The sequence below is a fragment of the Streptomyces sp. NPDC003456 genome, assembly GCF_042878735.1.
GTDB lineage: Bacteria > Actinomycetota > Actinomycetes > Streptomycetales > Streptomycetaceae > Streptomyces.
This window is the reverse complement of sequence record NZ_JBIAOK010000001.1, coordinates 30,668-53,870: the sequence shown is the minus strand read 5'-3', so window position 1 is coordinate 53,870 and position 23,203 is coordinate 30,668. Positions and strand designations below refer to the sequence as shown.

General features: G+C 73.3%; 6 protein-coding genes. All 6 read left to right on the top strand.

The genetic code is table 11. The features are described from left to right. Positions 1-15 precede the first annotated feature (15 nt). Genes ACFYWG_RS00100 through ACFYWG_RS00075 form a run of 6 tightly spaced genes read left to right on the top strand, consistent with a single transcriptional unit; the run spans position 16 to position 23,060 of the window. Positions 16-7,809 carry an amino acid adenylation domain-containing protein gene (locus tag ACFYWG_RS00100; RefSeq protein ID WP_389198110.1) on the top strand — a complete coding sequence of 2,598 codons (7,794 nt, stop codon included), beginning with the start codon at positions 16-18 and terminating at the stop codon, positions 7,807-7,809. Continuing rightward, positions 7,806-16,694, top strand: a complete 8,889-nt coding sequence (locus tag ACFYWG_RS00095; RefSeq protein WP_389198108.1) for an amino acid adenylation domain-containing protein — start codon at positions 7,806-7,808, stop codon at positions 16,692-16,694. Before ACFYWG_RS00100 ends, ACFYWG_RS00095 begins: the two co-directional genes overlap by 4 nt. Next, on the top strand, positions 16,691-20,551 hold the full coding sequence (locus tag ACFYWG_RS00090; RefSeq protein WP_389198106.1) for an amino acid adenylation domain-containing protein: 3,861 nt from the start codon (positions 16,691-16,693) through the stop codon (positions 20,549-20,551). Before ACFYWG_RS00095 ends, ACFYWG_RS00090 begins: the two co-directional genes overlap by 4 nt. A gap of 19 nt (positions 20,552-20,570) precedes the next feature. Next, on the top strand, positions 20,571-21,338 hold the full coding sequence (locus ACFYWG_RS00085) for a thioesterase II family protein (RefSeq protein WP_389198104.1): 768 nt from the start codon (positions 20,571-20,573) through the stop codon (positions 21,336-21,338). Between the two features lie 25 nt (positions 21,339-21,363). After that, the gene (locus tag ACFYWG_RS00080; protein ID WP_389198102.1) at positions 21,364-22,302 is read left to right on the top strand and encodes an ATP-binding cassette domain-containing protein; all 939 of its coding nucleotides are present in this window, start codon (positions 21,364-21,366) and stop codon (positions 22,300-22,302) included. Then, entirely contained in the window at positions 22,299-23,060 is a 762-nt protein-coding gene (locus ACFYWG_RS00075; protein WP_389198100.1) for an ABC transporter permease, read from the top strand. Before ACFYWG_RS00080 ends, ACFYWG_RS00075 begins: the two co-directional genes overlap by 4 nt. Positions 23,061-23,203 lie beyond the last annotated feature (143 nt).

The window sequence follows — 23,203 nt, the reverse complement described above, 5'->3', positions numbered from 1 at the left end:
CGATTTGGAGACACAATGATCCCGTTGTCGTTCGCGCAGCGCCGGCTGTGGTTCGTGGACCGGTTCGAAGGCCCCTCGCCGACCTACAACGGCGCCTTCGCCCTGCGGCTGACCGGTGCGCTGGACGCGGGTGCGCTCGAAGCGGCGCTGCGCGACGTCCTCGCCCGGCACGAGGTCCTCCGCACGGTGATCGTGGAGGGCGACGACGGCGTTCCGCACCAGCAGGTGCTGCCGTCCGGGACGCAGCCGTTCGCCCTGCCGGTCGTCGAGGCGGCGACGGAGGAGGAGCGGGCGGCGGCGGTCGACGACGCGGCCACCGGGACCTTCGACCTGGCCGCCGACGTGCCGATCCGCGCCAGGCTGGTGCGGTCCGGGCCGCGTGAGCACACCCTCGTCGTCGTGGCGCACCACATCGCCGTCGACGGGGAGTCCTTCGGGCCGCTGTTCCGCGATCTCACCACGGCCTACGCGGCCCGCGCCGCGGGCGGGGCCCCGGCGTGGGAGCCGCTCCCGGTGCAGTACGCGGACTACACGCTGTGGCAGCGGGACGTCCTCGGCGACGAATCCGATCCGCAGAGCCTGGCAGCGAGGCAACTGGCGTACTGGCGCGAGGCCCTCGCCGATCTGCCGCAGCCACTGGCCCTGCCGGCGGACCGCCCGCGCCCGAGGGTGATGAGCCCTGACGGCGACCGGGTCCGGTTCACCCTCGACCCCGGCCTGCTCGGGGCCGTCGAGAAGCTGGCCACGGAGCAGGGCACCACGGTGTCGATGGTCATGCACGCGGCGCTGGCTGTGCTCCTGCACCACCTCGGCTGCGGTGACGACGTGCCCATCGGCGCGCCGATCACGGACCGCACCGACGAGGAGCTGCGGGACCTCGTCGGGTTCTTCGTCAACACCTGGGTGCTGCGCGTCGACCTGTCGGGGAACCCGACCTTCCGGCAGCTGCTCCAGCGGGTGCGCGAGAGGTCCCTCGCCGCGTACGAGAACCAGGACATGCCGTTCGAGCGGCTGGTGGAACTGCTCAACCCGGAGCGCTCCACCGCCTACAACCCGTTCTTCCAGGTGATGCTCTCCTGGCAGCCGCCCGTGCCGGCTCTGGAACTGCCCGGCCTCGCCGTGCGGATCGAGCGGCTCGAGACGGGGACGGCCAAGTTCGACCTGTTCTTCGACCTGCTCCCGGACGGCTCGGGCGGGGCGCAGTGCCGTCTGGAGTACGCCACCAGCCTGTTCGACCGGGACACGGCCGAGGCCCTCGCACAGCGGTTCACCCGCGTACTGGGGCAGCTCGCGGCCGGCTCGGAGCGCGCGATCGGCACCGTCGACGTGCTCGACGCCGAGGAGCGCGACCGGTTGCTCACGCGTTTCGACGCCACCGCCGCACCGGTGCCCGAACTGACGATCCCTCAGCTCTTCGAGAGCCAGGTCGCCCGGACGCCCGGCGCCCCGGCGATCGTGTGCGACGGCCGGACGCTGACCTACCGGGAGCTGGACGACCGTGCCAACGGCGTCGCATGGGAGCTCGTCCGGCGCGGTGCCGGCCCCGAGGACCTGGTGGCGCTCGCGCTGCCGCGCACGGAGGACCTGGTGGCCGGCCTGCTCGGGATCCTCAAGTCCGGTGCCGGATACGTGCCGCTGGACCCGCAGTACATCAGCGGGCGGGCGGAGACCGTGCTGGCCGAGGCGGCGCCCCGGTTCGCCGTCACCGACACCGCGACCTGGCGGCAGATGCCCGCCAACGACGTCTCGGCCGTCCTCCTCGACCGTCCCACGGACCCGGACACCCCCGGGGGCGCCCCCGACGACACGGCCCGGACCGCGCCGCTGCGCCCGGACAACCTGGCGTACGTGATGTACACGTCCGGCTCCACGGGCAAGCCGAAGGGCGCGTCGGTCACCCACCGCAACGTCGTCAACGGCGTACAGGAACTGGTGCGTGTCCTCGACGCGCCGCCCCGGTGGCGGATGCTGTCCGGCACGTCCGTCAACTTCGACGTGTCGGTCTTCGAGCTGCTGACCACCTTGTCCACCGGCGGCAGTGCCGAGGTGGTGGACAACGCCCTGGCGCTCGCCGAGCGCGACGGCTGGGACGGACAGGTGATCAGCGGCGTCCCCTCGGTGCTGGGGGAACTGGCCGGCCACCTGAAGAAGGCGCCCGACGTGCGCTCGGTCGTCCTCGCCGGCGACGTCCTGCCGGGCCGGCTGGTGCGCCAGGTGCGCGAGGCGCTGCCCGGCGTGCAGATCGTCAACTGCTACGGGCAGAGCGAGAGTTTCTACGCCACCACCTTCTCCGTCGCCGCGTCCGAGGAATGGGAGGACGGCGACGTCGCGCCCATCGGCACCCCGCTGGGCAACATGCGCGTCCACGTCCTCGGCCCCGGACTCGCCCCGGTGCCGCAGGGCGTCATCGGCGAGCTGTACGTGGCCGGGACCTGCCTGGGACGCGGCTACCACGGCCGTCCGGGTCTGACCGCCGAGCGCTATGTGCCCAGCCCCTTCGGTCCCCCCGGGACGCGGATGTACCGCACCGGCGACCTGGGCCGCTGGAACGCGCAGGGGCAGCTGGAGTGCGTCGGCCGCGGCGACGGCCAGGTGAAGGTGCGCGGTTTCCGCATCGAGACGGCCGAGGTCGAGGCCGTGATCACCCGGCACCCCGGGATCAGCGAAGCGGTCGTCGTCGGCCGCGAGGTCCCCTCGCTCGGCAAGCGGCTCGTCGCCTACGTGGTGCACACCGGCGAGGGCGCCGTCGGCGACGACGGCGCCGGAGGCATCGGCGACGTGGACGTGCTCGCCGGAGCCTCCTCCGCCGAGCTGCGCACGTTCGTCGCCTCCCGGCTGCCCGACTACATGGTGCCCTCGGCCTTCGTGGCTCTCGGCAGCCTGCCGCTCGGCCCCACCGGCAAACTGGACCGCTCGGCCCTGCCCGAACCGGAGTTCCTCGGCGGGGCCTACCGGGAACCGCGCACCGAGGCCGAGGCGATCATCACCGCGGCGTACGCGGACGTCCTCGGCATGGACCGGGTCGGTGCCGACGACGACTTCTTCGCGGTGGGCGGCGACAGCCTGCGGTCGATCCAGGTGGTGGCGCGGGCCCGGGCCCGGGGCCTGGAGCTCTCCACGCGGGAGATCTTCGAATGCCGCACGGCGGCCCGGCTCGCCGAGGTGGCCTCCGCCCGCCGGAGCCGGACGCCGGTACTCGCGGAACTCGACGGCGGTGGCGTCGGACCGATGCCGCTGCCGCCCGTGGCCCGGCAGGTGTTCGAACACGGCGGCGGAACGAATCGGTTCGCCATGTCGATGGTCCTCGAACTGCCCGCGGGCATCGACGCGGACGGCCTCACCGCGACCCTGGACGCCGTGCTCGACCGGCACGACCTGCTGCGCGCCCGGCTGGTGCGCGGCGACGAACCCACCCTCCTCGCGCAGCCGGCGGGCGCCGTACGGGCGTCGGACCTGCTCCGCCGGGTCGACTGCGACGGCCGCTGGCAGGAGCCGGCCGCACGGGCGAGGGCGAGGACCGAGCTGGACGACGCGGTCGGCCGGCTCGACCCGGAGGCCGGGACCATGGCGGACTTCGTCTGGTTCGCCGCACCCTCCGGCGAGGGCCGGCTGCTGGTGGTGCTGCACCACCTGGTGGTGGACGGTGTCTCCTGGCGGATCCTGATGTCGGACCTCGCCGAGGCCTGGCGGCAGGTGCGCACCGGCGGGACGCCCGAGCTGCCCGCCGTCGCCACCTCGGCACGCCGCTGGGCGGCGGCGCTGAAGGACGAGGCGCTCACCGAGGAGCGGGAAGCGGAACTGGCCCACTGGCGCGACCTGCTGGAAGCCGCCGACCCCCCGCTGGGCACCCGCGCCTTCGACCCCGCGGTGGACGTGTGGTCCACGGTCGACACCGTGCGGGTGCAACTGCCCGCCGAGGTCACCGAGGCCGTCCTGACCACGCTCCCCGCCGCGTTCAGGGGCACCGGCACCGACGTCCTGCTCGCCGCACTCGCCCTGGCCGTCGACCGGTGGCGCGGCACCGAACGCTCCACCCTGGTCCGCCTGGAGGGCCACGGCCGCGAGGAGGACCTCGTCCCCGGCGCGGACCTCTCCCGGACCGTCGGATGGTTCACCAGCATGTACCCGGCCCGGGTCGACGTGCGGGGCGTGGACCTGGCCGAGGTGCTGGCCGGCGGTTCCGCGGCCGGCCAGGCCGTCAAGCGGGTCAAGGAGCAGCTGCGCGCCGTCCCCGGCAAGGGCATGGGCTACGGGCTGCTGCGCCACCTCAACCCGGAGACCGCCGAACAGCTCGCCGGCCTCCCGGTACCGCAGATCGGATTCAACTACGTCGGCCGGATCTCCGGCTCCGACGTGCCCGAGCACCTGCGCGCCGAGGGCTGGGGCCCGGCCTCCTGGTCCGCCGAGCTGATCGCGCAGCCCGACCCGGATCTGCCCGCGCTGTCCGCGCTGGAGGTCAACTCCGTCGCCACGGACACCGCCGAGGGCACGCGGCTGCACGCCGCGTTCATGTTCCCGACCGGGGTGCTCACCCGGGAGCGGGTCACCGAACTGGCCGAGCTGTGGGCCGAGGTGCTGCACGGCATGGCCTCGTACGCCGCACGCCCGGCGATCGGCGGGCTCACCCCCTCCGACGCCCCGCTGGTCACCGTGGGCCAGGACGACATCGACGGCTGGGAGAAGCGCTACGGCCGGCTGGTCGAGGTGTGGCCGCAGGCCCCCGGGCAGTCCGGGATCCAGTTCCAGGCGGCCCTCGCCGACGGCGGCTTCGACGTCTACCACATGCAGTTCGTGCTGCACCTGTCCGGACACGTGGACCCGGCGCGCATGCGCGCGGCCGGCCAGGCCCTGCTGGAGCGGTACCCGAACCTGCGCTCCGCGTTCGTCACCACGGCCGGCGGCGAACCGGTGCAGGTCGTGGCGGAGCACGTCACCCTGCCCTGGCGGCACCTCGACCTGAGCGGCCTGACCGAGACCGAGCAGAACGCGGCGCTCGACCGGGCCCTCGCCGACGACCGCGCCGACCAGCTCGACCCCGCCCGGCCCCCGCTGCTGCGCATGGCCGTGCTCACCTGCGGGCCGCAGCGGACCAAGCTCATCCTCACGGCCCACCACACCCTGTTCGACGGCTGGTCCTCGCCCCTGGTGATCACGGACCTGATCCGGCTGTACGCCGGGACCGGCGACCTCCGTCCGGTCCGCTCCTACGGCGAGTACCTGGCCTGGCTGTCCCGGCAGGACCGCGAGGCCTCGGCCGCCCGCTGGAAGGCCGAGCTGGAGGGATTCGACGAGCCGACCCGGGTCGCCGCTGACCTCCCGGTCGAGGGGGAGGCGTCCTCCCTCGGCCGGGTCGAGGTGCCGCTGTCGATCGACAAGGGCCGCGAACTCGCCAAGCGCGCCGCCGAACTCGGCGTCACGCTGAACACCCTGCTGCAGGGCGCGTGGGCGATCCTTCTCTCGAAACTGACCGGGCAGCACGACGTGGTGTTCGGGGCCGCCGTCAACGGCCGCCCGGCGGACCTGGCCGGTTCGGACGAGATGGTCGGCCTGTTCATCAACAGCCTGCCGACCAGGGCGCTGTGCCGGCCGGAGCTGAGCATCGGCGATGTCGTCACCGACCTCCAGAACCGGCAGGTCACCCTGCTCGACCACCACTACTACGGGCTGGCCGACATCCAGCGCGCCACCGGACTGCCCGCCCTGTTCGACACGATCGTGGTGTTCGAGAACTACCCGGTCGACCGTGAGGGCATCGTCGACGCCAACATCTCGGCCGGCTTCACGATCGACGCCATCCGCCCGTTCGCGGGCTCGCACTACCCGTTGACCCTCAACTCCTCCGACCCCTACCTGCGGCTCTCCCTGGACTACCAGACCGACATCTTCGACCGCGACGCGGCCGAGACCATCGCCACCCGTCTCGTACGGGTCCTGGACCAGGTGCTTGAGGACCCGGAGGCACCCGTCGGCGCCGTGGAGGTGCTGGCGCCGCAGGAGCGGGAGTGGCTGGTACGGCGGATCAACGACACCGCGCACCCGGTGGCGGAGGGCACCCTGCCGGACGCCTTCGAGGAGCAGGCGGCGCGGACGCCGGACGCCCCCGCGCTGATCGGCGAGCACGAGACCCTCACCTACGGGGAGTTCAACCGGCGGGCCAACCGGCTGGCGCACTGGCTGGTGGAGCGGGGTGCAGGCCCCGAGGCGCTGGTCGCGGTGCGGATCCCGCGGTCGGTGGAGCTGATGGTGGCGATCTACGGCGTGGTCAAGGCCGGTGCGGCGTACGTGCCGATCGATCCGGACCTGCCCGAGGACCGGGTGCGCCGGGTCCTGGACAGCGCCGGACCGCTGCTGGTCCTCGACGGAAACCTCCCGGACACGGCCGCGTACCCGGAGACCGACCCCGAGCGGGTGCTCTCGCCGGACAACGCCGCCTACGCCATCTTCACCTCCGGCTCCACCGGGGCACCCAAGGGCGTCCCGGTGGCGCACCGGGCGATCATGAACCGGCTCGCGTGGGGCCTGGACCGCTTCGACGTGGGCGCCGCGGACCGGGTGCTGCTGAGCACGACGGCGAGCTTCGACGTGTCGGTGCCGGAGCTGTTCGCGCCGCTGCAGGTGGGGGCCGCGGTGGTGATCGCGCGTCCGGACGGGCGGCGGGACCCCGGTTACCTGGTGGATCTGGTGCGGCGCGAGAAGGTGACGGGGGCGGACTTCGTGCCCTCGCTGCTGGAGGCGTTCGTCGCCGAACCCGCGGCCGCGCAGTGCACCAGCCTGCGCTGGATCGAGGTGGCGGGCGAGGCCTTCCCGGCCGCGCTCGCCGAACGCTTCGTGACGCTGCTGCCGCAGTGCACGGCCGACAACCTCTACGGCCCCACCGAGGCGGCCGTGGAGGTCACCGCCCACCGGTACGTGCCGGGCTCGGACCGGCTGCCGATCGGCACCCCGGTGTGGAACACCCGGGTCTACGTGCTGGACTCCGCGCTGCGCCCGGTCCCGGCCGGGGTGAGGGGCGAGCTGTACCTGGCCGGCGACCAGCTGGCCCGCGGCTACCTCGGGCAGACCGCGCTGACCGCGAACAGGTTCGTGGCCTGCCCCTTCGGTCCCCCCGGGACGCGGATGTACCGCACCGGCGACGTGGTGCGCTGGAGCCGGGACGGCCGGGTGGAGTACCTCGGCCGCTCCGACTTCCAGGTCAAGGTCCGCGGCTTCCGCATCGAACTCGGCGAGGTCGAACAGACGCTGACGGCGCATCCGGACGTCGGCGCCGCCGTCGCCGTGGTGCGCGAAGACCGCGCGGACGACCGGAGACTGGTCGCGTACGTGGTGCCGGGCGACGGCACGGCGGCCGCCGGGCTGGACGTCACGGCCGTGGCGGACCTGGCCCGGGAGCACCTGCCGGAGTACATGGTCCCCTCGGCGATCGTGCCGCTCACCGGGTTCCCCACGACCCCGAGCGGCAAGCTCGACCGCAGGGCGCTCCCCGCACCGGAGTCCACCGAAGCACCCGCCGGACGGGGACCGCGCGACCACACCGAGGAAGTCCTGTGCCGGCTGTTCGCGGAACTGCTGGGCGTGGCGGAGATCGGCATCGACGCCGACTTCTTCGACCGCGGCGGCCACTCCCTGCTGGCCACCCGGCTGGCCGGCCGCATACGCAACGAGCTGGACGTCGACGTGAAGGTCACCACGGTCTTCCGCAATCCGACCGTCGCCCAGCTGGCGTCGCGGATCCAGGACCCGGCCGCATCGCACCGCCCCCGGCTGCGCCCCCGGCTGGGCCGGACGACCGTTGAGGAGAAGCGTCGATGATCCCCTTGTCCTTCGCCCAGCGGCGGATGTGGTTCCTCCACCGCCTGGAAGGCCCGACCCCGACGTACAACATCCCGTTCGTACTGCGCCTGGACGGGGCGCTGGACACCGCGGCCCTGGCCGCGGCGGTGACGGACGTCGCGCACCGGCACGACAGCCTGCGCACCCTGGTCGCCGAGAACGAGGACGGCACACCGGAGCAGCGGATCCTGCCCCCCGAGGAGGCCCTCCCGCGGTTCCGGGTGGTCGACGCGGACGCGGACACGGTGGACGCCGCGGTGCAGGGGGCCACGCGCGAGGGCTTCGAGCTGGACAGAGAACTCCCCCTGCGCACCACCGTCTTTCGCCTCTCCCCGCAGGAGCACGTGGTGGTGTTCGTGTTCCACCACATCGCCGCGGACGGGGCGTCGATGGCGCCGTTCCTGCGGGATCTGCTGGCCGCGTACGCGGCGCGCCGGCAGGGCGGCGCGCCCCGGTGGGCGCCGCTGCCGGTCCAGTACAAGGACTACACGCTGTGGCAGCGGGAGCTGCTGGGCGACGAGGAGGACCCGGAGAGCGTCGCCGCCGAGCAACTGGCCTACTGGCGGCGCGAACTGGCCGGGGTGCCGCAGCCGGTGCAGCTGCCGCTGGACCGGCCGCGGCCGACGGTGGCCGGCCACCGCGGCGGTGACGTCGACTTCGAGCTGGACGCGGAACTGCTCCGCGGGATCGGGAAGCTGGCCGCCGAGCACGGTGCCACGGCGCCGATGCTCGCCCAGGCCGTGCTCGCGGTGCTCCTGCACCACCTCGGCGCGGGCAACGACCTGACGATCGGCAGCCCGATCGAGGGGCGCGCCGAGGAACAGCTCGAGGACCTCATCGGGTTCTTCGCCAACACCTGGGTGCTGCGCGTCGACCTGTCGGGCGACCCCTCGTTCGGCGACCTGCTGGAGCAGGTGCGGGACAGGGCCCTGGCCGCCTACGACCACCAGGACGTTCCGTTCGAGCGCCTGGTGGAACTGCTCAGCCCGCAGCGCACCACGGCGTACCAGCCGCTGTTCCAGGTGATGCTGGCCTGGCAGTTCGAGTGGTCGCAGCTCGACATACCGGGGCTGCGGGTCACCCCGGTCCCGGCGGGCACCGGCACCGCCAAGTTCGACCTGTTCCTCAACATCGTCCCGGCCCCGTCCGGCGGCGCCTACGGGCGGCTCGAGTACGCGGCGGACCTGTTCGACCGCGCCACGGCCGAGAGCCTGGTCGACCGCTACGTGCGCGTGCTGCGGCAGGTGGTCGCCGATCCCGGCACGCGGCTCGGTGCCGTCGACGTGCTCACCGGCGCCGAACGGGACCGGCTGACGCGGCTGAACGAGACGGCGTCGCCGGTACCGGACGCCACGGTGCCGGAACTCGTCGCCGCCCAGGCGGCGCGGACACCGGACGCGACCGCGGTGGTCTGTGGCGGGACCGCGCTGACCTACGCGGAGCTGGAGGCCCGCGCGAGCCGGCTGGCCGCGGTGCTGCGGGACCGCGGGGTCGGGCCGGAGACCCCCGTCGCCGTGGCACTGCCGCGATCGGCGGACCTGGTGGTCGCGCTGCTGGGCGTCCTCAAGGCCGGCGGCGCCTACGTGCCGGTCGACCCCGGCTACCCGTCCGCACGCATCGGCCTGCTGCTCGGCACCGCCGATCCCGTGCTGGTGGTGACCGACCGCACGGCGGCGGCGACCGTGGCCGGGTGCCGGCAACCGGTGCTCCACCTCGACGACCTGGACCTCGACGGGCCCGCTCCCCACCTCGCGCCGACCCGTACCGGGCCGGACGGCCTGGCCTACGTGATGTTCACGTCCGGATCGACCGGCACGCCCAAGGGCGTCGCCGTCTCCCACGCCGCCGTGGTGAACGGGGTGTGCGACCTGCGCCGGATCGCACGGGTCGGGACGGGGTCCCGGATGCTCGCCGGGACCTCGGTGAACTTCGACGTCTCCGTGTTCGAGATCTTCACCGCGCTCACCACCGGTGCGAGCGTGGAGATCGTCCGCGACGTACTCGAACTCGCCGAACGCGGCAGCTGGTCGGGCACCACCGTCAGCGCCGTGCCCGCGGTGTTCGCCGCGCTGCTGGACCAGATCGGCACCGGCGCCCCCGACGCCCTCGAACTCGACGTGGAAACCGTCCTCCTCGCGGGCGAGGCGCTCCCGGCCGACCTGGTCCGCCGGGTGCGGGACACCCTGCCCGGCGTCCGTGTCGTCAACGCCTACGGGCAGACGGAGAGCTTCTACGCCGCCACGTTCACGGTGCCGCCCCAGTGGGCCGGGACCGGCGCGGCACCGGTCGGACGGCCGCTGGCCAACATGCGTGCCTACGTCCTGGGGCCGGAGCTGGCTCCCGTCCCGCCCGGCGTGACCGGCGAACTGTACGTCGGCGGCCTGGTGGCCCGCGGCTACCACCGAAGCGGCGGCGCGACCGCGGAGAGGTTCGTCGCCTGCCCCTTCGGCCCCGCGGGCGCCCGCATGTACCGCACCGGTGACCTGGCCCGGTGGGACGACGACGGCCGGCTGACCTACGAGGGACGAGCCGACACCCAGGTCAAGGTGAACGGCATCCGGGTCGAGCCGACCGAGATCGAGACCGTGCTGGCCCGGCATGCCGCGGTCGGCCGGGCGGCGGTCGCGGTCCGCGAGGACCACGGCGGCAACGCGCGGCTCGTCGGCTACGTGGCGCCGGCGGGCACCGCGGACGGCGAGGCCGGTTCCGGCGCCGGAGTGCCGGTGGCGGACCTGCGGCGGTTCGCGGCCGAGCGGCTGCCCGACTACATGGTGCCCGCCCAGCTGGTGGTGCTCGACCGTCTGCCGCTGACCGCCAGCGGGAAGCTGGACCGGGCCGCGCTGCCCGCGCCGGAGTTCGCCGGTGCCGAGTACCGGGCACCGCGTACCGCGACGGAGCGGGCGCTGGCCGAGGTGTACGCCGACGTCCTGGGCGCCGGGCAGGTGGGCGTCGACGACGACTTCTTCACCAGTGGCGGGGACAGCATCCGGTCCATCCAGGTGGTCGCCCGTGCCAAGGCGCGCGGTGTGGTGGTCAGTACGCGGGAGGTCTTCGAGCACCGTACGGTCGCCCGGCTCGCGGAACTCGTCGAGGGCCGGGAGGCGGAGGAGCAGGTGGTCCTGGCCGAGCTGCCGGGCGGCGGCGTGGGCTGGGCGCCGCTGCCGCCGACGGCGGCGCACGTGCTCGCCCTCGGGGGCGGCATCGGCCGGTTCTGCATGTCCGCGATGCTGACCCTGCCCCAGGGCGCCGACCGTGCGGGGCTGGTCGCCACCCTGCAGGCGGTCGTCGACCGGCACGACGTGCTGCGGTCCCGGCTCGACCGGGCGGGCCCGGGCCTGCGCATGGAGCCGGCCGGCACTGTCGACGCCGGCGCGCTGCTGCGCGAAGTGCCCTACGACGGTGCCGACGTGCAGGCGGAGCTGGACGCGGCCGCGGACCGGCTGGACCCGGACGCGGGCGTGATGGCGCAGTTCGTGTGGTTCACCGCGGACACGGGCGCGGGCCGGTTGCTGATCGTGCTGCACCATCTGGTCGTCGACGGGGTGTCGTGGCGGATCCTGGTACCGGACCTGGTGTCGGCCTGGCAGAGCCGGGACGGCCGCACCCCCGCGCCGGCCGCCACGGGGACGTCGTTGCGCCGGTGGGCGCACGCCCTGGCCGACGAGGCCGCCGGCCCCGAGCGGGTGGCCGAACTGCCCGTGTGGCAGGAGATCCTGCACACCGACGAACCGGTGCTGGGCGCACGGGAGGTGGACCCGGCGCGCGATGTCGCGGCCACCGTGGACACCGTGCGCGTGCGGGTGCCCGCGGACGTCACCGGGGTCCTGCTGGACACGGTGCCCGCGGTGTTCCGCGGCGGCGTCGACGACGGGCTCCTCGCCGGCCTCGCCCTGGCCCTGGCGCGCTGGCGCCGCACACGCGGTGAGTCCGCCTCCCCGACGCTGGTCCGGCTGGAAGGACACGGCCGCGAGGAGCACCTGGTGCCTGGCGCCGACCTGTCGGGCACGGTCGGATGGTTCACCGCCATGTTCCCGGTGCGGCTCGACGTCACGGGCATCGACCTGGCGGAGGCGTTCGCCGGCGGCCCGGCCGCCGGACAAGCGCTCAAGGCCGTCAAGGAGCAGCTGCGGGCGGTGCCGGACAACGGCATGGGCTACGGCCTGCTGCGCCACCTCAACCCCGAGACCGGTGCCGTGCTGGCGACGGAACGCCGGCCGCGCATCGGGTTCAACTACCTCGGCCGGGCCTCCGGCGCGGACATCCCCGAGGAACTGCGCGGCCTGGGCTGGGCGCCGGACACCACGCACCCCGACCTGATCGCCGCGCCGGACGCGGACATGCCCGTGCTGTCCGCGCTGGAGATCAACACGGTGGCCGCCGGCACGCCCGGCGGCGAGGAGCTGACCGCGTACTTCGGCTTCCCCACCGGGGTGCTCTCGCGCCAGGAGGTGACCGAGCTGGCCGGGCTGTGGGTCCAGGCACTGACCGCCCTGGCCCGGCACGCCACCGCCCCGGACGCCGGCGGGCTGACCCCGAGCGACGCACCCCTGGTCCGGGTGCGCCAGACGGAGATCGACACCTGGGAGGCCCGGCTCGGCCCGCTGGCCGAGGTGTGGCCGGTGACCCCGGTGCAGTCAGGGCTGCTGTTCCACTCCATGCTGGCCGCCGAGGAGACCTTCGACGTCTACCACATGCAGCTGGTGTTCCACCTCTCCGGCGAGGTCGACCCGGAGCGGATGCGCCGCGCCGGGCAGGCCCTGCTGGAGCGCCACGACAACCTCCGCGCCGCGTTCGTCGACCGGGCCGACGGCGACGTGGTGCAGGTGGTGCCGCGGACGGTCACCCTGCCCTGGCAGCACCTCGACCTGACCGCGGCCGGAGCGCAGGAGCGGACCGAGGCATTCGAGCAGTTCCTCGTCCGGGACCGGGCCGCCCACTTCGAGCTGGGCGTCCCCCCGCTGATCCGGCTGGCCCTGGTCACCCTCGGACCCGGCCGGTCCGAACTCGTGCTCACCGGCCACCACGTCCTGTACGACGGCTGGTCCACACCACTGCTCATGCGGGACCTGATGCTGCTCTACGCGTCCGACGGCGACCCCGCCGGCCTGCCCGCCACGCGAGGCTTCGGCGACTTCCTGGCCTGGCTCGTCCGGCAGGACGAGGAGGAGTCGGCGCGGGTGTGGGCGGCCGAGCTCGCCGGCGTGGAGGAGCCCACGCTGCTCGCGCCGCGCGCAGCCGCGCAGCACGGCGGCGCGGGGGTCGGGGACGTCGAGGTGGCGTTCGAGGACATGCCCGGCCTGTCCCGCCGGGCCGCACAGCTCGGCGTCACGGTCAACACCCTCGTGCAGGGCGCCTGGGCCGTGCTGCTCGCCCACCTCACCGGGCGGTCCGACATCGTGTTCGGCGCCACCGTGGCCGGTCGCCCGGCCGCCTTCATGGACGCCGGCGACATGGTCGGGATGTTCATCAACACCATCCCCGTCCGCGTGCGCTGCGAGCGGCAGGACACCTTCGCCGCCCTGCTCACCGCGTTGCAGGACCGGCAGGGCGCGCTGCTGGACCACCACCACCACAGCCTCGCGGAGATCCAGCAGGCCACCGGGCTGAGCACGCTGTTCGACACCCTGGTGCTGTTCGAGTCGTTCCCGGTCGACCGGGACGCCCTCGACCGGGCCAACACCACGGCGGGTGTCGCCATCACCGGGCTGCAGCCGTTCGCCGGCTCGCACTACCCGATCACGCTGACCGCCGCGTCCGAACCGCACCTGCAGATGGCCCTGCAGTACCACCGGGACCGGCTGGACCGGGACGACGCCACCGAGATCGTCGACCGGTTCGTGCGCGTCCTGAGGCAGGTCGTCGCCGACCCGGACGTGCGCGTCGGAGACCTCGACGTGCTCGGCGCCGACGAGCGGGAGTGGCTGCTGCGCACGGCGAACGACACGGCCGAACCCACGCTGGAGCAGGGCCTGGTGGCGGCCGTGGAGAGGCAGGCGCAGGCGACACCGCGGGCGCTCGCCGTCATCGGCGAGGAGCGCTCGCTGACCTACCGGGAACTGGACACCGAGGCCAACCGGCTGGCGCACTGGCTGATCGAGCGCGGCGTGCGGCCGGAGTCACTCGTCGCCGTCCGCCTGCCCCGGTCGACGGAGCTCGTGGTGGCCCTGCTGGCGGTGCTGAAGGCCGGCGCGGCCTACGTCCCCATCGACCCCGACCACCCGCGCACCCGCATCGACCACATCCTGAAGGACTCGGCCCCGGCGCTCGTGCTCGACGCCGAAGCGCTGGCCGCGGACCGCTCCGCCTGCCCCGACTCGCCGCCGGCCCCGGCCGTCTCACCCGCCGGCACCGCGTACGTCATCTACACGTCGGGGTCGACCGGCGCCCCGAAGGGCGTCGCGGTTCCGCGCGGCGCGCTGGCGAACTTCCTGGCCACGATGCGGCGGCGGTTCTCGCTGACGCCCGGCGACCGGTTGTTCGCCGTGACGACGGTGGCGTTCGACATCGCCGGACTGGAGCTGTACCTCCCGCTGATCTCCGGGGCGGCCGTGGTGCTCGCGGGGAAGGAGACCGTGTCCCGCCCGTCGGCCGCCGTGGCGGCGATGCGCCGCCACGGCGTCACCCTGGTGCAGGCCACCCCCGCCTTCTGGCAGATGCTGCTCATGGACGACCCGGACGCCGCGCGGGGCCTGCGGATCCTGGTCGGCGGCGAGGCCCTGCCCGCGCCCCTGGCCGAGGCTCTCGCCGCGCAGGCGGCCGAGGTGGCCAACATGTACGGCCCGACCGAGACCACGATCTGGTCCACGACGGCCCCCGTCGGGCCGGGAGGCGGCGTCCCGCCGATCGGCGAACCGATCGGGAACACCCGGGTGTACGTGCTCGACTCCCGCCTGCGCCCGGTCCCGCGCGGGGTGGACGGTGAGCTGTACATCGCCGGTGCCGGCCTGGCCCGCGGATACCAGGGCCGGCCTGACCTGACCTGCGGACGGTTCGTCGCCTGCCCCTTCGGCGAGCCCGGCACGCGGATGTACCGCACCGGGGATCTGGTGCGATGGGGACGCAACGGCCGGCTGGAGTACGTCGGGCGCACCGACTTCCAGGTCAAGATCCGCGGCTTCCGGATCGAACTCGGCGAGATCGAGCACGTACTGGCCGCACACCCCGGCGTGGCGCAGGCCGCGGTCGTGGTGCGCGAGGACCGGCAGGACGACAAGCGCCTGGTCGGCTACGTGGTGCCGCAGCCGCCTGCCGCGGCGGCCGACGCGGGCGCCCAGGTGGAGGAGTGGCGCGCGGTCTACGACGACAGCTACACGGCCTCCGCCGATCGGGCGCTGGGCGAGGACTTCCAGCTGTGGCGGTCCGCCTACGACGGTGAGCCGATTCCGCGCGAGCAGATGCTGGAGTGGCGGGACGCGGCCGTGGCGCAGGTGCTCCGGTACGAGCCGCGACGGGTCCTGGAGATCGGTGTGGGTTCCGGTCTGCTCCTCGCCGGGATCGCCGGCGAGGTCGAGGAGTACTGGGGCACCGACCTCTCCTCCACGGTCGTGGAGCGCGTCCGGGCCCAGGCCGCGCAGGCCGGCCACGGCGGGCGGGTGCGGCTGAGCGCCCAGCCGGCCGACGACGTCACCGGGCTGCCCCGGGGCGGGTTCGACACCGTGGTGCTCAACTCGGTCGCGCAGTACTTCCCCGGCGTGGAGTACCTGGACCGGGTGCTGCGCCAGGCGATGGAACTGCTCGCACCGGGCGGCCGGATCATCGTCGGCGACGTCCGCAACGCCACGACACTGCGGGTGCTGCTGACCGCGGTGCAGCGGGCCGCGCACCCGCACGCGTCGCACGAGGAGCTGCGGACGCTGGTGGAGAAGGCGCTGCTGGCCGAGCGGGAGCTGGCGGTCGCCCCCGAGTGGTTCACCGACTGGGCGCGTGAACACGCCGACGGCGTCGACATCCGGCTGAAGCCGGGGCGGGCGCACAACGAGCTGACCCGGCACCGCTACGAGGTCGTGCTGCACAAGCAGCCGGCCGGCCTCCTCGACCTGGCCGGCCTGCCCGCGGCCGAGTGGGGCCGGGAGGTGTCCGACCTCGCCGGACTGGGCCGCCACGTCGACCGGGCGGGCGACCGCCCGGTGCGGGTGACCGGGATCCCCAGCACGCGGCTGGACGCCGAGGTCACCGCGGCGGCCCTGGCCGGAATGCCGGGCACGGCCGCCCGCTCCGCCGCGCCGCTCGATCCGGAGGAACTCGCCGCATGGGCGCGGCGCCGGGGCCGGTACCCGGTCCTCACCCCGTCGGGCGCGGACGTGCGCTGCTTCGACGTGGTGCTGCTGCCCGGGCGGCGGACCGTCACCGGAGGGTTCGTGCCCAGCGGCGCGGCCGGGCGGACCCGGTCGAACCATCCGGGGCTGGCCCGCGCGATCGGCCCACTGCTCGCCGAACTGCCCCGCCATCTGCGCGAGCGCCTGCCCGAGTACATGGTCCCGGCCACGGTCGTGCCGCTCGCGGAGATCCCGCTGACGCCGAACGGGAAGCTGGACCGGCGGGCGCTGCCGGCGCCGGACCGCGCCCGGGAGTCGACCGGCCGGGCGCCGCGCACCCGGCGGGAGGAGATCCTCTGCGCACTGTTCGCGGAGGTGCTCGGCCTGGAGAAGGCCGGCATCGACGACGACTTCTTCGCGTTCGGCGGGCATTCGCTCCTGGCCACCCGGCTGATCAGCCGAGCCCGCGCCGAGCTGGGGATCGAGATACCCATCCGCAAGATCTTCGACCTGCCGACGGTGGCCGCCCTCGCGGCGTGGTCGGAGGAATCGGCCGCTCCACGACGCCCAAGCCTGCGCCAGATGTTCGGAAATGGAGTGAAGCAATGATCCCGCTGTCGTTCGCCCAACGCCGGATGTGGCTGCTGCACCAACTGGAGGAGGGCGCGGAGACCTACAACATATCGGCGGCGTTCCGGCTGACGGGCCCTGTGGACCACGCCGCCCTCGTCGCGGCGATCGGCGACGTCGTCGGCCGGCACGAGATCCTGCGCACCGCGTACGTAACGGGCGACGACGGTGAACCCTCCTCGCGGATCCTGCCGCCCGCGCAGGCGACACCGCAGGTGCCGGTGATCCAGGTGGCGCCCGAGGACGTGTCCGCCGCGATCGACGGGGCCGTCTCCCACCGCTTCGACCTGACCGCCGAACTCCCCTTCCGGGCGCACCTGCTGCGCTGCTCCCCGCAGGAGCACGTGCTGGTCCTCGTCATCCACCACATCGCCTCCGACGGCAGCTCGGGCGCACCGCTGGCACGGGACCTGGCGGCGGCCTACACCGCGCGCCTGGAGGGCCGGGCGCCGGACTGGGAACCGCTGCCCGTGCAGTACAAGGAGTACGCGCTGTGGCAGCGCGAGGTGCTCGGCGACGTGGCGGACCCGGGCAGTCTGGCCGCGGCGCAGATCGACTACTGGCGCGACGAGCTGGCCGGGGTGCCGCAGCCGCTGAACCTGCCGCTGGACCGCCCCCGGTCCGGGCAGGCCGGCTCGCGCGGCGACACGGTCCCCCTCACCGTGACACCGGAGCTGGCGGCCGGACTGCGGGCGCTGGCCCACGAGCGCGGCACGACCATGTCGATGCTCCTGCAGGCCGCGCTGGCCGTGCTGCTGCGCAAGCTCGGCGGCGGGGACGACGTGACGATCGGCTCGCCCATCGCCGGCCGGACCGACGAGGCCCTGGCCGACCTCATCGGATGCTTCGTCAACACGCAGGTACTGCGCGTGGACCTGGCGGGCGACCCGTCGTTCACCGATCTGCTCGCACAGGTACGCGACAAGGCGCTGGCGGCCTACGAGCACCAGGACGTGCCGTTCGACGTGGTGGTCGAGGCGATCAACCCCGACCGCTCCGCGGCGTACCAGCCGCTGTTCCAGGTGATGTTCGCCTGGCAGAACTTCGCCGGCAAGGACCTGGAACTTCCCGGGCTGACCGTCGAGTTCGAGCAGGCGATCACCTCGACCGCCATGTCCGACCTGTTCTTCTTCCTGGCCGAGGACGCCTCGGGGGCACTGCGCGGCGACCTCCAGTACGCCACCCGGCTGTTCGACCGTGCTTCGGCCGAGGCGATCGCCCGCCGGTTCGTCCGGGTCCTGGAACAGCTGGTGGTGGACCCGCGGGTGCGGGTGGGTGCGGTCGAGGTGCTGGGGGAGGGGGAGCGGGACCGGCTGGTGCGGGAGGTCAACGACACCGCGGTGGAGGTGGCGGAGGAGACGCTGCCGGGTGCGTTCGAGGCGCAGGTGGCGCGTGATCCGGATCGGGTGGCGCTGGTCGGCGAGGACGAGAGCCTGTCGTACGCGGAGCTGAACCGGCGGGCGAACCGGCTGGCGCACTGGCTGGTGGAGCGGGGCGCGGGTCCCGAGCGGCTGGTGGCGGTGCGGATCGCCCGGTCGGTGGAACTGCTGGTGGCGTTGTACGCGGTGGTGAAGTCGGGTGCGGCGTACGTGCCGGTGGATCCGGGGCTGCCGGCGGAGCGGGTGCGGCATGTGCTCGACCGGGCGCAGCCGTTGCTGGTGCTCGAGGGGGAGCTCCCGGATGTGTCGGGGTATCCGGAGACGGATCCGGTGCGGGGGTTGTCGCCGGATCACGCGGCGTACGTGATCTTCACGTCGGGCTCGACGGGCGGGCCGAAGGGTGTGCAGGTGTCGCACCGTTCGATCATGAACCGGTTGAAGTGGGGGCTGTCCTACTTCGGGGTGGATGCCTCGGACCGGGTGCTGCTGAGTACGACGGCGAGTTTCGACGTGTCGGTGCCGGAGCTGTTCGCGCCCTTGCAGGTGGGCGCGGCCGTGGTGATCGCGCGTGCCGAAGGGCGGCGGGATCCGGCGTATCTGGCGGAGCTGATCCGGCGGGAGGGGGTGACGGGAGCGGATTTCGTGCCGTCCCTGCTGGAGGCGTTCCTGGCGGAGCCGGGTGCGAAGGGGTGCTCCAGTCTGCGCTGGATCGAGGTGGCGGGCGAGGCGTTCGCGCCGGCGTTGGCCGACCGGGCCGTCGAGGTGCTGCCGGACTGTGCGGTGTTCAACCTGTACGGGCCGACGGAGGCGTCGGTGGAGGTGACGGCGTGGCGTCATGTGCCGGGTCTGGACCGGGTGCCGATCGGTGCGCCGGTGTGGAACACGCAGCTGTACGTGCTGGACGCGGGCCTGTCTCCGGTGCCGGTGGGGGTGGCGGGCGAGCTGTACCTGGCGGGTGCGGGGCTGGCACGGGGATACGTGGGGCAGAGCGGACTGACGGCGGGGCGCTTCGTGGCGTGCCCGTTCGGTGGGCCGGGTGCGCGGATGTACCGCACCGGGGACCTGGTGCGGTGGGACGCCGACGGGCAGGTCGAGTACATCGGCCGGACCGATTTCCAGGTCAAGGTCCGCGGGTTCCGGATCGAGCTCGGCGAGGTCGAGCAGGCGTTGCGGGCGCATCCGGACATCGGCGCCGCCGTCGCCGTGGTGCGCGAGGACCAGGACGGCGACAAGCGCCTGGTGGGCTATGTGGTGCCTGAGCCCGGCGCCGTGGAGGGCGACGGCGGTGTCCGGCCGGGGCAGGGGTGCCAGGTCTACGACGCCGAGTCGGCCGGCCCGCTGCTCGCCGCGCTCTCCGAGCACCTGCGCGCCCGTCTGCCGGAGTACATGGTGCCCTCCCCGCTGATCCCGGTCTCGGAGATCCCGCTGACCCCGAGCGGCAAGCTGGACCGGCGAGCCCTGCCGTCGGAGCACGCGCACGCCGTGGTCCGCCGGGAGCCGCGCACCGCCCACGAGGAGAAGCTGTGCTCCTTCTTCTCCGAGCTGCTCGGCGTGGAGAAGGTCGGCATCGACGACGACTTCTTCGCCCTCGGCGGGCACTCGCTGCTGGCCACCCGGCTCAGCGCCCGCATCCGCAAGCAGTTCGACGTCTCGCTGCCCCTCAGCACGATCATCAAGTACCGCACGGTCGCCGAACTGGCCGTGGTGCTGCTCACCGGTGGCGCCCACGACGAACACGCCGACCCGTTCGCGGTCGTCATGTCGCTCAACAGCGATCCGGGCACGGGGAAGGCGCCTGTGTGGTTCTTCCACGGAGGGGGCGGCGTGGGCTGGGGCTACTTCAGCTTCGTGCTGCACCTCGAGGGCCGGCAGGGCTACGCCCTGCAGTCCCGGGGCTTCGACGGCACGGACGTGCTGCCGGGGTCCGTGGAGGAGATGGTCGAGGACTACCTCGCCCAGATGCTCGCAATCCAGCCGGACGGCCCCTTCCACCTGATCGGCTGGTCCTACGGCGGTACCGTCGCCCACGCCGTCGCCGCCGAGCTCCAACGACGTGGGCACCAGGTCGCCTTCCTGGCCATCCTCGACTCCCTGCCCGCGCAGGAAGGGTTCGCGCAACTGGCCGGCCGGGCCGTCGCGGAGTACCGGGAGGACCTGGAGGGCTACTTCGGCCAGTTCGTGAAGACCGACAACAAGGCGCAGTTCCTGGACACCATGGCGAAGGTGCTGGCCAACAACCAGTCCGCCATGGCGAAGTACCACTCGCCGGTCTACAGCGGCGATGTGCTGTTCTTCAACGCGGCGCTGAAGGACGAGGGGTCGTGGGCGCACCTGTGGCGGCCCTACGTCCTCGGCTCCATCGAGGAGCACGACGTGCAGGCCACGCACGGCGATCTCCACATGCCCGCCCCCGTGGCCGAGATCTTCGAGGTCATCAACCGCAAACTGGCGGACTGACGGATTGGGGTCGGTTGTGATGGAACCCAGCACTTCGCAGGAGCACGGGGACCGGGCCACGCTGCTGTGCGTGCCGTTCGCGGGCGCGGGCCCCTCCTTCTTCCATCCGTGGCAGAAGGAGGCCGCGGGCCGGTGGCGCGTGACCTCGGTCGAACTGCCCGGCAGGGAGCGCCGCATCCTGGAGGCGCCGTACCGCAACGTCGCCGAAGCGGCCCGGACCGAGATCGACCGGATCGCCGCGGACCTCGGCGACGGCGCGCGGACCGTGCTGTTCGGGCACAGCCTGGGCGCGGTGCTCGCCTACGAGCTGACGCATCTGCTGAGCGCACGCGGGGTCCACGTCGAACGGCTCGTCGTCAGCGGTTCGCCGGGCCCGTGGACCCAGCGCGAGAGGCGGGCGGCGGGCCTGCCGGACGAGGAGTTCCTCGCCCGGGTCGAGGAGTTCGCGGGCTTCAGGCACGAGGCCCTCGATCACCCCGAGATGCGTGAGCTGATCCTCCCCACGCTGCAGGCCGACTGCGAGATGCACGAGAACTACGTCCCCAGCACCGACGCGAGGGTGTCGGTGCCGATCTGCTCGCTGCGGGGCGACCGCGACGGCCTGGTCAGCGCGGAGGAGGCCCGGCAGTGGCAGGACGCGACCACGGGTGCCTTCAGCTACACGGAATTCCCGGGCGACCACATGTACCTGGTCGACCTCGGCCGGGAGGTGCTGGACGTGATCGAGGCGCAGTCCGCCCGGGCGGAGGCGCTCGAGCACCACGTCAGCGGTGTGGCGGGTGCGTGACAGTCCGGAGAGGACAGTGGGAGCCATGAGAAGTCCAGCTATCGCGGTCTCGGGGCTGCGCAAGGCTTACGGCGACAAGGTCGTGCTCGACGGCATCGACCTCGATGTCGCCGCAGGATCGATCTTCTCCCTGCTCGGCCCGAACGGTGCGGGCAAGACGACGACCGTCAACGTCCTGACGACGCTGCTGAAGGCCGACGCCGGCACGGTGCGGATCGCCGGGCACGACGCGGCGACCGCGACCAGGCAGGTGCGTGCGGCCATCGGTGTGACGGGCCAGTTCGCCGCGGTGGACGACCTCCTCTCGGGCCGGGAGAACCTGCAGTTGATGGCGGACCTGAAGCGGGTGTCCTCCGGCGGGCAGGTGGTGGCGCGGCTGCTCGAGCGGTTCGACCTGGTGGAGGCGGCGGACAAGCCGGCCGGGACCTACTCCGGCGGTATGCGCCGCAAGCTCGACCTGGCGATGACGCTGGTCGGCAACCCGCAGATCATCTTCCTCGACGAGCCGACGACGGGCCTGGACCCGCGCAGCCGCCGCACGATGTGGGGGATCGTCCGCGAGCTGGTCGCCGAGGGCACCACCATCTTCCTCACCACCCAGTACCTCGAGGAGGCCGACCAGCTCGCCGACCGGATCGCGGTGCTGAACCAGGGCCGCCTGGTCGCCCAGGGCACCCCCGAGGAGCTCAAGCGCCGGATCCCGGGCACCCACATCCGTTTCCGGTTCGCCGGCCCGGGCGAACTCGACGCGGCGGCGCGGGTGCTGACGGAGGCCACGCGGGACGACGAGGAGCTGACCCTGCGGGTGCCGTCCGAGGGCGACACCAGGTCGCTGCGGGCCCTGCTGGACCGGCTCGACGCGCACGCGGTCGACGCCCAGGAGTTCTCGGTGCACCGGCCGGACCTCGACGACGTCTTCCTCACCCTGACCGACAGCACGAGCAAGGAGGGGATCGCACAGTGAGCCGCGCCTCGTCGCCGCTGGCCGATTCGTCGATCATGCTGCGCCGCAACCTGAAGCACGCCGTGCGCAACCCCGTCGCGGTGTTCAACGGTGTCCTCTTCCCCATCGTCATCATGCTCATGTTCGTCAAGGTCTTCGGCGGCGCCTTCAGCGTCGGCGACGACTACGTCGACTACGCGACTCCCGGGCTGCTGGTGATGGCCGTCAGCTACGGTCTCGGCGCCACCGCGACGGCCGTGAACTCCGACATGACCAAGGGCATCATCAACCGGTTCAAGGTCATGGACGTCTCCCGGGGGTCCGTGCTGACCGGGCACGTGGTCGTGACCACGCTGCGCTGCCTGGTGGCCTGCGCCGCGATCGTCGGGGTGGCCTTCGCGATGGGGTTCGACCCCTCCGCGAGCGCCCTCGACTGGCTCGGCGTGATCGGTGTCGTGCTGCTGCTGAGCTTCGCGGCCGGCTGGCTCACCGTCGCTCTCGGACTGGCGGCGAAGACCGCGGAGTCCGCGGGCCTCGCGTCCGTGCCGCTGATCATGCTGCCGTTCCTGAGCAGCGCCTTCGTGCCCGCCGACACGATGGGCGTCGGGGTGCGGCAGTTCGCGGAGTACCAGCCCTTCACCCCGATCATCGAGACGCTGCGCGGTCTGCTGGTGGGCACCCCGTCGAGCGGCGACGCGATCGCGGCCGTCGCCTGGTGCGTCGGGTTCACCGTCCTCGGCTACGTCTGGGCGGTCTCCACGTTCAAGAAACGGGCCTGACCCCGACCCTCCCGGCCGGTCCCCTCTCCGGCCGGTCGCCCTCCCCTCCCGAGCCGCCTCGGCGCGTCCCACGCCGCCGGGGCGGCATCGTGCTGTCCGGGGCCGCATGCTCGTAGTGCCGATGGCGTCACCATGACGCATGC